At 66.9% G+C, this 12,661-nt stretch carries 12 protein-coding genes; all 12 read right to left on the bottom strand.

Annotated features, from left to right (window positions below; all coding sequences use genetic code 11):
- Positions 1–234: 234 nt before the first annotated feature.
- The 12 genes from ACQR3U_RS06530 to rplJ all read right to left on the bottom strand — a co-directional run bounded on the left by ACQR3U_RS06530 (position 235) and on the right by rplJ (position 12,367).
- Entirely contained in the window at positions 235–801 is a 567-nt protein-coding gene (locus tag ACQR3U_RS06530; protein WP_230810021.1) for a hypothetical protein, read from the bottom strand.
- 140 nt (positions 802–941) lie between these two features.
- Positions 942–2,189 (bottom strand): MCE family protein, encoded by a 1,248-nt coding sequence (locus ACQR3U_RS06525; protein WP_230809995.1) that lies wholly within the window; start codon positions 2,187–2,189, stop codon positions 942–944.
- Positions 2,186–3,511 (bottom strand): MCE family protein, encoded by a 1,326-nt coding sequence (locus ACQR3U_RS06520; protein WP_230810020.1) that lies wholly within the window; start codon positions 3,509–3,511, stop codon positions 2,186–2,188. Before ACQR3U_RS06520 ends, ACQR3U_RS06525 begins: the two co-directional genes overlap by 4 nt.
- 14 nt (positions 3,512–3,525) lie before the next feature.
- Complete coding sequence (locus ACQR3U_RS06515) at positions 3,526–4,776, bottom strand: MCE family protein (RefSeq protein ID WP_006552281.1); 1,251 nt, start codon at positions 4,774–4,776, stop codon at positions 3,526–3,528.
- Positions 4,776–5,774, bottom strand: a complete 999-nt coding sequence (locus tag ACQR3U_RS06510; RefSeq protein WP_230809994.1) for an MCE family protein — start codon at positions 5,772–5,774, stop codon at positions 4,776–4,778. The genes ACQR3U_RS06515 and ACQR3U_RS06510 overlap by 1 nt, the downstream gene beginning before the upstream one ends.
- On the bottom strand, positions 5,771–6,850 hold the full coding sequence (locus tag ACQR3U_RS06505; RefSeq protein ID WP_024101683.1) for an MCE family protein: 1,080 nt from the start codon (positions 6,848–6,850) through the stop codon (positions 5,771–5,773). The genes ACQR3U_RS06510 and ACQR3U_RS06505 overlap by 4 nt, the downstream gene beginning before the upstream one ends.
- The gene (locus ACQR3U_RS06500) at positions 6,847–8,220 is read right to left on the bottom strand and encodes an MCE family protein (protein WP_006552284.1); all 1,374 of its coding nucleotides are present in this window, start codon (positions 8,218–8,220) and stop codon (positions 6,847–6,849) included. The genes ACQR3U_RS06505 and ACQR3U_RS06500 overlap by 4 nt, the downstream gene beginning before the upstream one ends.
- Entirely contained in the window at positions 8,217–9,077 is an 861-nt protein-coding gene (locus ACQR3U_RS06495) for an MlaE family ABC transporter permease (protein WP_024101684.1), read from the bottom strand. The genes ACQR3U_RS06500 and ACQR3U_RS06495 overlap by 4 nt, the downstream gene beginning before the upstream one ends.
- Positions 9,078–9,081: 4 nt before the next feature.
- Entirely contained in the window at positions 9,082–9,873 is a 792-nt protein-coding gene (locus ACQR3U_RS06490; RefSeq protein ID WP_006552286.1) for an MlaE family ABC transporter permease, read from the bottom strand.
- Positions 9,874–9,940: 67 nt separating this feature from the next.
- The gene (locus tag ACQR3U_RS06485) at positions 9,941–11,017 is read right to left on the bottom strand and encodes an ABC transporter ATP-binding protein (RefSeq protein ID WP_094981031.1); all 1,077 of its coding nucleotides are present in this window, start codon (positions 11,015–11,017) and stop codon (positions 9,941–9,943) included.
- A 312-nt stretch (positions 11,018–11,329) separates the two neighbouring features.
- Positions 11,330–11,716 (bottom strand): 50S ribosomal protein L7/L12, encoded by a 387-nt coding sequence (gene rplL, locus ACQR3U_RS06480; RefSeq protein ID WP_003937621.1) that lies wholly within the window; start codon positions 11,714–11,716, stop codon positions 11,330–11,332.
- A gap of 123 nt (positions 11,717–11,839) precedes the next feature.
- Positions 11,840–12,367 (bottom strand): 50S ribosomal protein L10, encoded by a 528-nt coding sequence (gene rplJ / locus ACQR3U_RS06475; RefSeq protein ID WP_006552288.1) that lies wholly within the window; start codon positions 12,365–12,367, stop codon positions 11,840–11,842.
- Positions 12,368–12,661 lie beyond the last annotated feature (294 nt).

Here is a 12,661-nt window from a genome sequence, read left to right as displayed (position 1 = left end):
GAGTTTTGCTCTGCCCGGGTCGGGCGTTCGTCCTCTGCCCGGGTCGGGCGTTCGTCCTCTGCCCGGGTCGGGCGTTCGTCCTCTGCCCGGGTCGGGCGTTCGTCCTCTGCAGGGGTCGCCCGAGGCGGTCGGGACGTGCCGGCGACCTTCGGCCGACGGCGCGGGGGCCCACTGGGGCCGGTCTTCCGTCGCTGCGGGGGCACTACACGTTCTCCTTCGTCGACTTGCCGAACATCACGGGCCCGCCTCACCCTCGGGCGCGGGCGCCCCGTCCGGTGCGGGCTGCGCGCCGGGATCGGGAGCCGGAGCACCGGGGACCGGTCCCGACTCCATCTCGACGGAGGCGAGCGGTTCGATGGTCTCGGCCTTCCACACGTCACCGTCCTTGCGCAGCGACACGAGCACCGGGACCTTGTTGGTCACGAAGTACTCGGGAGTCTGGGTGCGCACGGCCAGGACGACGAGCGCCTTGCCCAGGTCGTCGTCGGTGTTGAGTTCGGTGAGCGTTCCGAACAGCACCTCGGCCGACATGCTGGTGCCGGTCTCCGCGACCCGGGCCCGGATGTCCTCTTCGGTCGCCGCGAGATCGTTGCGCAGGGCGTCGCCGGTGATCGACGACCGCATGTTCTCGATCGACAGGTCGACGTCGTTCGCGTCGACGCTGTTCAGGTTGACGGCCGCCTGCATGGCTCCCGAGAGCGCGGCGTCGCGCGCCTCGGCAGCCGAACGGTCCACCAGGAGCGCGCGCCCCCAGCCGTAGCCGAACCACACCGCCGCCGCGAGGGCGACGACGGCGAGCACCGAGACGACGGCGAGGGCCGCCCTGCGTGCCCCGTCCGGCCCCCGCCCGTCCGCGGACGAGTTGCCGTCGGCGGAGGGGGGCGGGGTGGGCGGAGCGTCGGAGGAAATTGGTGCACTCACTCCACAAACCTACTAACTGCTCACTTCGGGGTGACTCCGAGCAACGGCGCGAGCTGCGTCGCGATCGGATTCAGGTTGAGCTTGTCGGGGTCCTTCTTCGGCTTGAAATCCCAGGGCTGGATCGTGTTCGGATCGGCGAAGACGATGCGGTTCGCGCTGCGCACGCCGGTGACACTGCCCTGCGGCACCTCGCACGAGGCGTTCGTGTTGAACGGGAAGTCCTGCTGGGTCTCGTCGAAGTTCGGATCCTGCGCGCGCATCTGCGCGAGGATCTCCTGCGTCCCCTCGTACCCGATGGTGCACGAAGGCGGATTGTTGGTCTCGAGCACGATGCCCTGACGCACCGCGCCGTCGCCCGGAGCGACCGTACTCGCACTGCCCGCGACGGCGGGAAGGAAGGCCAGCAGCGGCTGCAGAGCGATCGACTGCGGGGCTGCCGCTTCCGCCACCGCCGCGAGGTTGGCGAGGTCGGTGGTCAGGCCCGGGCCGGAGCCCTCGATCAGCTGGGAGAGCTGGTCGCTCGCGTCGGTGCCGGTGTCGATCAGGCGCCGCAGGTCGGGGTCGCTGTCGCGGAGCTGCGCGGTCACCAGATCCAGATCCGAGCTGAACTGCTGGATCGCCGACGACTGGGCGGACTGCGTGTCGAGCACCGTGAGGCTGTCGCGGATGAGCGTAACGGTCTGCGGCAGGTATTCGGTGCCCTTCTCGCTGAGACCGGCGAGCGCGTCGACGAGCACCTGCAGGTCGTCGCCGCGGCCGTCGAAGGCCGCGCCGAGCTCGGTGACGACGGTGCGCAGCGGCTCGAGCGGAACCGAGTACACGAGGTCGTTCGTGCTCAACAGCAGGTCTTCGACCGGCGTGGGCAGATCGTCCTCGGTGCCCTCGATGACGGAGCCCTGTTCGAGATAGGGGCCCTCGTCGTTCGGCGGCTGCAGATCGACGTACTGCTCACCGATCGCCGACCGGTTCGCCACGACGGGACGCGCCGACGCCGGGATCTGCGGTCCGCCGTTGTCGAGGCGCAGTTCGACGTTGATTCCGTCGTCCGTGAGGCTGAGCGCCCCGACTCGACCGACGGGCACCCCACGGTAGGTGACCTCGGCGTTCGGGAAGATGCCACCGCCGGTGGGGAACCGCGCGTCGACGGTGTACTGGCCGAAGCCCATGAGGTTGTCGAGCCGCACGTACCGGGCACCGACGAACACGGTGCCGAGCAGGGCGATGACCACGAACAGCGCGAGCTGCACTTTCACCAGGCGCGATCTCACTGCCCACCCCCGAGTCCGAGCTGATTCAGCAAACCTTCCAGCGGCCCCGGCGGCGGGGCCTCGTCACCGTCGGTGCCGGTGCCGGTGCCGGTATCGGTGTCCGTACCGGCCTCGGTGACCCCCGGGATCTCGATGCCGTCGGGCAGCGACACCCCTTCGGGCAGGGTCACACCGGGCAGACGCGGAGTAGGAAGCACCGGCAGCAACGACACGGTGGGCCAGCCCGGGGCAGGTCCGTTCCCGTCGTAGTACGGGTTGGACGGGTCGACGAGCGGCTTCGGATTGCCGAACTTCGGCTGGCGGTAGACCGGGTCGCCCTGGCCCACACCGAGCGCGGCCAGCGCATCGCCGATCTGCAGGTCGACGAGGAGGAAGAGGTTCACCGAGTTGCCCAGCGCGACCTTCTCGACACCGTCCGGGAACGGCACCGTGGGCACGAAGGAGAGCGCCTCGACGAGATCGTCGCCCGACGCCGCGAGTGCCTGGAGGGTCGGGCGCAGCGCCAGGAGATCGGCGATCAGATCCTCCTTGGACTGATCGAGGACGTCGACACCTGCGGTGCCGAGCCGGTCGAGCTGGCCGAGCAACTGGGTCAGCTGCGGCCGCTGTTGCTCGAGCACCTCGGTCGCGACCGGCAGTTCGTCGAGCACGGCGGCGATCTTGTCGTTCTGCTCCGCGACCCGCACCGTGAGCTCGTCGAGTCCGTCGAGCGCCCGGGTGATGTCGTCGCGTTGCTGTTCGAGACCGGTGATCAGGGTCTCGGCCTGCTCGATGAGGCTGCGCGTGGTTCCCTCGCGGCCGTCGAAGGCCGTCGACAAGTCGTTGACGATCGGCGCGAGCTGGCCGACACCGCCACCGTTGAGCAGCAGCGACAGCGCGCCGAGCACCGGTTCGAGTTCGGTGGCGTGCCGGGTGCGGTCGAGCGGGATCACGTCGCCGTCGGCGAGCCGGCCCGTCGGGGGCTCGTCCTCCGGAGGCGTGAGCTGCACGAACTTCTCACCGAGCAGACTCGACTGTTCGACGCTCGCGAGCGCGTTCGCCGGCAGGTCGACGCTCGAGTCGAGCACGATGCCGACGTCGGCGGTCCACCCGAAATCGGATGCGACCGAGATCGATTCGACGCGCCCGACCGGCACACCGTCGACCTTCACGCTCGACTGCGGAACCAGGTCGAGCACGTCGTCGAACTGGATGGACAGACGGATCGGATCGCTACCCACGTCGGCGCCGCCGGGCAACGGGACGTCGGACAGACCTCCGCACCCCGTGACCGTCACCGCGACCACACACGCGGCCGCTCCGAAGACACCTGTGCGGCCCATCCTCTTCGCGCCGCTCACCGATCTCCTCCCCGGAGGTCGAGCCGAGGCGAGACCACGCCGGGCACCGTGCCCGGGGTGACCTGCCGCTGGATGTTCTCACCGCTCAGGACACCGAACGGCAGGATCAGATCCGGGGACCGCTGGTCCTCGGTGATCTGCGTGGCGACGTCGCGGCACCGGTCGATCAGCGGCTGCATCTGCCGGCCGAGCTGCTCGAAACGCTCGTCGCCGGGCACGAGATTGCCGAGATCGATGAGCTTGCACACCGCTCCCGCAGGGTCCTGCAGGTCGGGCAGCACGAGCCGCGATGCGAGCACACCTGCTTCGGCGTCGTACGAGTTGACGAGGTTGCTCACCGCGAGCGGGAGCAGCGTCAGCGAATTCACGAGTTCCTGCCGGCGGTTAGCCAGGGTCTCCGTGATCGGCACGAGTGCGTCGACGTTGTCCTTCACGGCCGCCTGGTTGTCGCGCACGAACGTCGCGACGTCGCCGAGCGTGACCGACAGCGTGTTCAGCGCCTCACCGAGGTTCTGCCGCTCCCCCGCCAGGAATCCCGACAGGTCCGAGAGCTGCGCATTGAACTGGCGCACCTGCTCGTCGTTGGCCGCGAGAGCACTGACGAACACCTGCAGGTTCTCGATCGTGCCGTAGAGGTCGTCGCGCGACTGGTCGAGCGTGCGCGCGGCGGCCGACAGGTTCTCGATGCTCTGCCCGAGGGCCTCACCGTTGCCGGCGAGGTTCTCCGCACCGACTTCGACGAAGTCGGTCAGCGCGCCCTCGCGGTTCGCGCCGTCGGGACCGAGCGCGCGGGAGAGCTCGTCGATGCTCGCGTAGAGCTCGTCGACCTCCACAGGGGTGGCGGTGCGCTCGCGGTCGATCACCGCACCGCTGCTCATCGTGTCGCCACCGGTGTAGGCAGGGGTGAGCTGTACGTAACGGTCGGCGACGACCGACGGGGTGATCTGCACGGCGCGGGCGTCGGCCGGGATGTCGACGCCGCGGTTCACCCGCAGACCGACCTTCACGAGGTCGCCCTGCGGTTCGACGGAGGTCACCTTCCCCACCTCGACGCCGAGCACCCGCACGTCGGAGCCCTCGTAGATGCCGACGGCATTGTCGAAGTAAGCGGTGATCTCGGTGGTGCCCAGTCGGGCGAACAGCCACCAGCCCGCTCCGGCCAGGGCCACTGCGACCGCCACGACGGCCGCGATCAGCGCGATGCGCCCGCGATTGCTGCGGGACTCGCCGTTCTCGGCGTGTGCCATCAGTTGACCCCTTCCAGGCGGCGACCGGGCTCGCGGTAACCGGGGATCTCCGGCAGGCCCGGCGGGGTCAGGTTCACGACGACCTGGTCGAACCACCGGCCGTTGCCGACGACGTTGGTGTAGACACGCACGAACGGCTCGTACAGCTCCATGGCCCGATCGAGGTTGTCGTTGTTTTCCTGGAGGACGTCGACGACGCCGCGCAACTGCTGCAGGGCGGGACCGATGGTCTCGCGGTTCTCCTCGACGAGCCCGGAGAGCTCGGCCGACAACCGCTTGGTGCCATCGAGCAACTGGGAGATCGCCTCCTGCCGATTGTTCAGTTCCGCGACGAGCAGCGCACCGTCGGAGAGCAACCGGTTGAACTCGGCGTTGCGGTCGGCGAGCACCTTCGAGACATTGCCGGTCGCGTCGAGGAGCTTCTTCAGCTCCTGGTCACGACTCGCGACGGTCTCGGACAGGCGGCTGATGCCGTCGAGCGAGGCCCGGATGTCGTCGGGTGTCTCCGAGAACGCCTCCGACAGGGTCTGGAAGCCGGTCGCGAGCTGCTCGGAATCGATCTCGCCGAGGGTCGTGGCCGCCGACGAGAACGCTTCGATCACGTCGTACGGCGCGACCGTCCGGTCGAGCGGGATCCGGTCGTCCGGGTCGAGCACCTCCGTACCCCGGGGCTCGAGTGCCAGATACTTCTGTCCGAGGATCGTCTTGATCTGGATGGAGGCCGCCGTGTCGTTCCCGACCCATGCGTCCTGGACCTTGAACGAGACGATCACGCGGTCGCCCTCGAGGTCGACTCCGGTGACCTTGCCGACCTTCACGCCGGCGATACGCACCTCGTTGGTGGGTTTGAGACCCGCGGCCTCGCTGAACTCGGCCTCGTAGGTCGCGCCCGCCCCGATAATGGGCAGTTCGTCGAGGAAGAAGGCGGACAGTGTCCCCAGCAGCACCACGACGATGCCCAGGGCACCGGCGGCGGCCGGACTGCGACGTTTGCTCATCGTCCCTGCAACTCCTGCATCCCCTCTTGCGAGCAACGCTTCGCCGCATTCGTGTAGATGGGTTGGTTCACGGTGGGCAGCCCCGTCGGCAGATTCAGATACGGGACCGAACCGGGACCTGCGATGATGTCGATACCGCACAGGTAGAACTGGAACCACGAACCGGAGCTGGCCACGCGCCCGAGCTTGTCGAGCTTGACCGGCAACGTCTCGAGGACGCGGTCGACCTCGTCGCGGTTCGCGTTGAGATTCGAAGTGACCTGTTCGAGCGCCGTGATCGACTGTGCGATCGACGGGCGGGTGGGCTCGAGGACGTCGGAGACCGCGTCGGTCAGCCCCGCCATCGACGCCACGGCCGAACCGACGGTCGCCCGGTCGGCCGACAACCCGCTGACGAGTGCCTGCGTGTTGACCAGCAGCGAATCGAGCTGCTCGTCGCGCTGGTCGATCGTGGCCAGGACGGTGTTGAGGTTGTCGATCACCGCACCGATCACGCGGTCCTTGTCGGCGATGGTGTTGGTCAGCGACGCGGTGCTGCGCACCAGATCGTCGATCGTTCCGGCCTCACCCTGGAAGACCTGGATGATCTGGAACGAGAGCTTGTTGACGTCGTCGGCGCTCAGCGTCTGGAACAACGGCCGGAAGCCGTCGAAGAGCGTCGTGAGGTTCACCGCCGGCTTCGTACGCTCGATCGGGATCGTATCGCCGCCCGTGATCTTCTCGCCCTGCGCGCCCTCACCCTGACCGAGCGCGATGTAACGCTGGCCGACGAGATTGCGGAACCGGATGGTCGCGGTGGCACCGGCCGGGAGCCAGTCGCGCTCCTCGAGCGAGAAGGTGACCCGCGCCTGCCGTTCGTCGAAGACCGAGATCTCCTCGACCTGCCCCACGCGGACACCCGCGATGCGGATGTCGTCGCCCTTGTTGAGTGAGGTGACGTCGGAAAAGATCGCGTGGAACTTCGTTCCTCCCCCACCGCCGACATTGGCGATGGTCGCGGCGAGGACACCGGTCGCGAGGACGGTGACCACGGCGAACACGATGAGTTTGATCAGGGGTGCTGCGAGACCTCTCACTGGAAGCTCACCTCCGTACCGCGGATCGCCGGAGCGCCGAGCCGGGTGGTCCAGGACGGGACCTCCTCGGGGTCGACACCGGTGGCCTGTCCGTAGATGACGTCGAGCGTGTCCTGTTCCAGACGCGAGCCGGCGTACGAGACGGGAGTCGCGCCGCCGTCCGAGGTGCCGATGATCTCACCGACGTCGTCGGGGACGCCGGATCCTGCCGGGGCAGGGAAGAAATCGATGGTCTCGGGGCCGGGATTACGCGACGGCACCTGGTACGAACCGTCGTTGATCGAACCGCCCGGATACTGCGGGAAGTTGCGGCCGGGCGCGGTCACGTCGTCGTAGCAGGCCGGTCCGCGATCGTCGAGCAGACGGGGTTCGTCCTGGTTCGGCAGGTAGCGGCCCTTCGGGTTCGTGAACTGGATGTTCGCGCGCACACCCGGGAACGGATCGTCGGCCGCGAGCAGATCGACGGCGGCCGGCTTCGCGTCGGCGAATCCCTCGAAGGTGCACGGGAAGGACGGCGAGTAACGGGCGAGCAGCTGCAGCGCCTCCTTCGAATCGGCGGACAGCGTGATGATCGAGTTCGAGTTCTGCTCGATGAAATCGGCCGTCTGCGACGACGCTCCCGTCGCGCTCGCAAGCAGCGTGCGGATCTGGTTCTGCTGTTCGACGACCGTGCCACCCGTCGTGCGCAGGTTGTTCAGCGCCTCGACGAGATCCGGTGCGGCCTCGGAGTAGGTCTGCGAGAAATCGGCGAGTCCGCGCAGATCCTCCTGCAGTGTGGGCAGTTCGCCGTTCACCTCGCGGAAGATCTGTTCGAGGTCGTCGACCGTCTGTCCCAGCTTCTCGCCGCGTCCGCTCAGTCCCTGGGCCAGGGCGCCGAGCGTGTTGGCGAGGTCCTGCGGCGGGACGGCCTCGAGGAGCGGGAGCAGCCCGTCGAGCACGTCGCCGAGTTCGACGGTGCGCTCGCTCGTGTCCTGCACCAGCACATCGCCGTTCGTGACGGGACGCCCCGGATCGTCGGGGATGATCAGCGAGACGTAGCGCTCACCGAAGAGGGTCTTCGGCAGCAGCTGTGCGGTGGCGTTGACCGGGATCAGTTCGGCCTTGTCGGGGTCGAGCGCAAGATGCGCGGTGACGTCGCCGCCTTCCGCGCTCGTTCCGCGGACCTCGCCGACGAGCACACCGCGTGCCTTGACGTCGGCGTTGAGCGGCAGGGCGTTGCCGATGCTGTCGGTGCGGAGGTCGACCTTCACGACCTTCGTGAACGTCTTGTTGTACATCGCGATCGTGACGTACAGGAACAGCGCCAGCACCACGAAGAAGATCAATCCCAGGGTGCGGCGACGCAAGGGCGAAGTGGTCGTGTCGCTCATCCGGCCACCCTCACCGTGGTCGTCGTGCCCCAGATCGCGAGGCTGAGGAAGAAGTCGAGGATCGCGATCGTCACGATCGCGGTACGTACCGCGCGGCCCACGGCCACCCCGACGCCGGCGGGACCGCCGCTGGCGTGGAAACCGTAGTAGCAGTGGATGAGGATGACCACGAACGCGAAGACCAGCACTTTCGCGAACGAATACAACACATCCTCCGGTGGGAGGAACAGATAGAAGTAGTGGTCGTACGAGCCGCTCGACTGGCCGTTGAACAGCGTGCTGATCGTGCGGGTCGCGAGATAGGCCGCGAGGAGACCGATGATGTACAGCGGGATCACGGCGACGAAGCCGGCGATCATCCGGGAGGTCACCAGGAACGGCAGCGACGGCACGGCCATCACCTCGAGGGCGTCGATCTCCTCGCTGATCCTCATGGCACCGAGCTGTGCCGTGAAGCCGCAGCCCACGGTCGCCGACAACGCGAGCGCCGCGACGATCGGGGCCAGTTCACGGGTGTTGACGTAGGCCGAGAGGAAGCCGGTGAGCACCGACGAGCCGAGCTGCTCGAGCGCGGCGTAACCCTGCAGACCCACGACGACGCCGGTGAAGCCGGACATCATCGCGATGACGCCGATGGTGCCACCGATCACGGCGAGTGCACCGCTGCCGAAGGTGACCTCGGCGAGCAACCGCAGGACTTCCTTGCGGTAGTGGGTGAGGGTTCGCGGGGTCCACGCGACGGCGCGCGCGTAGAAGGACATCTGGTCCCCCGCGCGGTCGAGCACGTTCAGCGGTGCGCGCACCGCTCGGCGACCCCGGAGAAGAACGAGATCTCCGCGGCCTCTGGAGACTGTCATCTGGTCAGGATCCCTTCGCAGGAACGATCTGCAGGTACACCATCGTCAGGATCAGGTTCGCGAAGAAGAGCAGCAGGAACGTGATGACGACAGTCTGGTTCACGGCCTCCCCCACGCCCTTCGGGCCTGCACCGGGGTGCAGCCCCTTGTAGGACGCGACGACGCCGGCGATCAACCCGAAGATCGCAGCCTTGAGTTCGGCGACGTAGAGGTCGGGTAGCTGCGCCAGGGCGGAGAAGGAGGCGAGGTAGGCGCCGGGGGTACCGCCCTGCAGCACCACGTTGAAGAAGTAGCCGCCGGCGATGCCGATCACGGAGACGAGACCGTTGAGCAGGAGCGCGACGAGCACCATCGCCAGTACTCGCGGGACGACGAGGCGCTGGATGGGATTGATGCCCAGCACCTCCATCGCGTCGATCTCCTCGCGGATCGTCCGCGATCCGAGGTCGGCGGTGACCGCGGAGCCGGCGGCACCGGCGATCAGCAGAGCCGTCACGATCGGACTGCCCTGCTGGATGACCGCCAGGACGCTCGCGGCACCGGTGAACGATTCGGCGCCGAGCTGCTTGATCAGCGAGCCGGTCTGCAGCGACACGACGGCGCCGAACGGGATCGCGACGAGCGCCGTCGGAAGAATCGTGACACTGGCGATGAACCACGCCTGTTCGATGAATTCCCGGAACTGGAACGGTCGGCGGAAGGTGTTCCGCACGACGTCGACGAACAGTTCGACGATGTTGCCGGCCTGGGTGAGTGCGCCGTGAACCGGCCGCACGAGCGAGCTGCCCGCCCCCATCTACTCTCCTACTTCTCCAGCCTGCGGCTGTACCACTGCTGACGCTGTACCACTGCTGCGGCTGGTGCTACTGCTGGGCCTGCTGCTCGTATCTCTCTCCGGTATAGGCGGGAATGATCTGGGTGTCGTCGTCGGCATAGCCCCGGGCTGTGTGGGGCGCGCCGTTGTGATCGAGCGACTCGAGGATGGCGCTCTGGGCGGCCGGGGGCAGGTTGTGCAGGATCGACCGCACCCGCTCCTGCCGACGCGCCACCGCCTGCCGCTCCGGCATCCCCGGAGTCGCCTGCATCTGCGGCACGATCCCCTCGACGTCGTCCACACCACCGGCATGATGACCCGCCTCGACGAGCGCCTGCTCGTGCGCCATCGTCGCCTCGTCCTTCTCCTCCGACATCCCGATCGGACCGATCATCGTGCCGTTGAGGAACTGCTTGACCACCGGCTCATCCGACGTCAGCAACACCTCACGCGGACCGAACATCACCAACTGCCGGCGGAACAACATCCCGATGTTGTCCGGCACCGTGCGCGCCAGATTGATGTTGTGCGACACGATCAGGATCGTCGCATCGATCTCCGCATTGATATCGATCAACGTCTGCGAAATATAGGTCGTGCGCACCGGATCGAGACCCGAATCCGGCTCGTCCACCAGAATGATCTCCGGATCCAACACCAACGCCCGCGCCAGACCGGCGCGCTTCCGCATCCCCCCGGAGATCTCCCCGGGCAACTTGTCCTCGGCGCCGAGCAGACCGACGAGCTCGAGCTTGCTCATCACGATCTGCCGGATCTCCGACTCGGACTTGCGGGTGTGCTCACGCAACGGGAAGGCGACATTGTCGTAGAGGTTCATCGACCCGAACAACGCACCGTCCTGGAACAGCACCCCGAACAACTTGCGGATCTCGTAGAGCTCCTTCGAGGAGCACTGCAGGATGTCGGTGCCGTCGATGACGATCGCGCCCTCCTCCGGGCGCAGCAGACCGATCAACGACTTGAGGAACACCGACTTACCGGTACCCGACGGCCCGAGCAACGCGGACACCTCACCGGCCGGCAACGTCAACGTCACGTCCTGCCAGATACGTTGCGAGCCGAAGGACTTGGTCAGTCCCTCGACGGAAACCTCGACTCCCACGATCACCTCCGCTGTCCGATACCGTCGCCCCCGTGTGGGTTGGGCCACTCTATCGCATGGATAGTGGTACCTGTGACACGCGATCCTACTCATGAGTAAGGACGTTGTACAAGGGGGTACGCGTGTCTCGACTTACGCCGTGACCTGCATGAACACGGCGTAGATGTCGATTTCTGCCGATAACGGACATATCACTCGGCATTCATGCCCGAAATGCAGAAGGGCCGTTTCCGCGAAATGAATTCGCGGAAACGGCCCTGTGCGGAACCGTTCCGGAGAGCGTCGGAACGCTCGACGGAAAGTTCGGAAACCGTCTTACTTGACCGTGACCTTGGCGCCGGCCTCTTCGAGCTTGGCCTTGGCAGCGTCGGCAGCATCCTTGGCGACCTTCTCGAGGATCGGCTTCGGAGCACCCTCGACGAGGTCCTTGGCTTCCTTCAGGCCCAGGCCGGAGACGATCTCGCGAACGACCTTGATGACCTGGATCTTCTTGTCGCCGGCACCCTCGAGGATGACGTCGAACTCGTCCTGCTCGGACTCGGCCTCGGCAGCAGCGGCCGGAGCACCGGCGGCAGCGACGGCAACCGGAGCAGCAGCGGTGACCTCGAAGGTCTCCTCGAATGCCTTGACGAACTCCGAGAGCTCGAGCAGGGTCAGTTCCTTGAACGCGTCGAGCAGCTCTTCGGTGGTGAGCTTCGCCATGGTGGCGGTCCTTCCTGATAAGTCCCATGTCGCTGATCCGCGACCGGATGGGATGGTGCGTGCCGGAGCACGCGTGGATGTATCTTTCGCGGTGATGCAGATTCGCAGTGATGCGGATCAGCGTCAGGCGGCTTCTTCGCCCGCCTTCTTCTCCTGCAGAGCGGCCGCGAGGCGGGCCACCTGCGAAGCGGGGGCGTTGAACAGGCCTGCGGCCTTTGCCAAGTTGCCCTTCATCGCGCCGGCGAGCTTGGCCAACAGCACCTCGCGGGACTCGAGGTCCGCGATCTGGTTGACCTGCTCCACGGACAGCGCAGCGCCGTCCATGTAGCCGCCCTTGATGACGAGAGCCTTGTTGTCCTTCGCGAAGTTCTTCAGAGCCTTCGCAGCATCCACCGCTTCGCCCTTGACGAACGCGATGGCGGTCGGACCGACGAACAGATCGTCGAGACCCTCGACGCCCGCCTCAGCGGCGGCACGCTTGACCAGGGTGTTCTTGGCGACGGAGTAGGTGGCACCCTCTCCGAGAGCGCGACGCAGCTCGGTCAGACTTCCCACCGACAGACCACGATATTCCGTGATCACGGCAGCGGTGGAGGTCTTGAACTGCTCGGTGATCTCCGCAACTGCGGAAACCTTCTCGGGCTTTGCCATACTTCGCCTCCTCTCAGTAACAGTCGTTTTCCCGGTGTCCCGAGTGGGACGCCCCACCGGACGACCGCCGGGACCGGAAAACGACGAACGCCCCGGCGCAGGGCACACGGGGCATACAAGGAGGAGGAACTCGAATGCACCCGGAAGGCACATCGCGGTTCGTATCTCCCCTAACCTCGTCCTCCTGCGTGGGCCGCCGGACAACTCCGGACCTTCAACCGATCCGCACGCGGATTCGGTGACCAACGGTCTTGGGTAGAACATGATCGGGGTGAAGATCGGCGCACGCCGAAC

It is taken from the genome of Rhodococcus sp. IEGM1339, assembly GCF_050321925.1.
Classification (GTDB): Bacteria; Actinomycetota; Actinomycetes; order Mycobacteriales; family Mycobacteriaceae; genus Rhodococcus; species Rhodococcus pyridinivorans.
This window is presented reverse-complemented; position numbering and strand designations above follow the sequence as displayed.

Bases quoted from the DNA above. Each gene is read 5' to 3' on its own strand.
- ACQR3U_RS06495 (WP_024101684.1), bottom strand. From the start codon at position 9,077: ATGACAGTCTCCAGAGGCCGCGGAGATCTCGTTCTTCTCCGGGGTCGC.
- rplJ (WP_006552288.1), bottom strand. From the start codon at position 12,367: ATGGCAAAGCCCGAGAAGGTTTCCGCAGTTGCGGAGATCACCGAGCAG.
- ACQR3U_RS06490 (WP_006552286.1), bottom strand. From the start codon at position 9,873: ATGGGGGCGGGCAGCTCGCTCGTGCGGCCGGTTCACGGCGCACTCACC.
- ACQR3U_RS06500 (WP_006552284.1), bottom strand. From the start codon at position 8,220: ATGAGCGACACGACCACTTCGCCCTTGCGTCGCCGCACCCTGGGATTG.
- rplL (WP_003937621.1), bottom strand. From the start codon at position 11,716: ATGGCGAAGCTCACCACCGAAGAGCTGCTCGACGCGTTCAAGGAACTG.
- ACQR3U_RS06515 (WP_006552281.1), bottom strand. From the start codon at position 4,776: ATGGCACACGCCGAGAACGGCGAGTCCCGCAGCAATCGCGGGCGCATC.
- ACQR3U_RS06510 (WP_230809994.1), bottom strand. From the start codon at position 5,774: ATGAGCAAACGTCGCAGTCCGGCCGCCGCCGGTGCCCTGGGCATCGTC.
- ACQR3U_RS06520 (WP_230810020.1), bottom strand. From the start codon at position 3,511: ATGGGCCGCACAGGTGTCTTCGGAGCGGCCGCGTGTGTGGTCGCGGTG.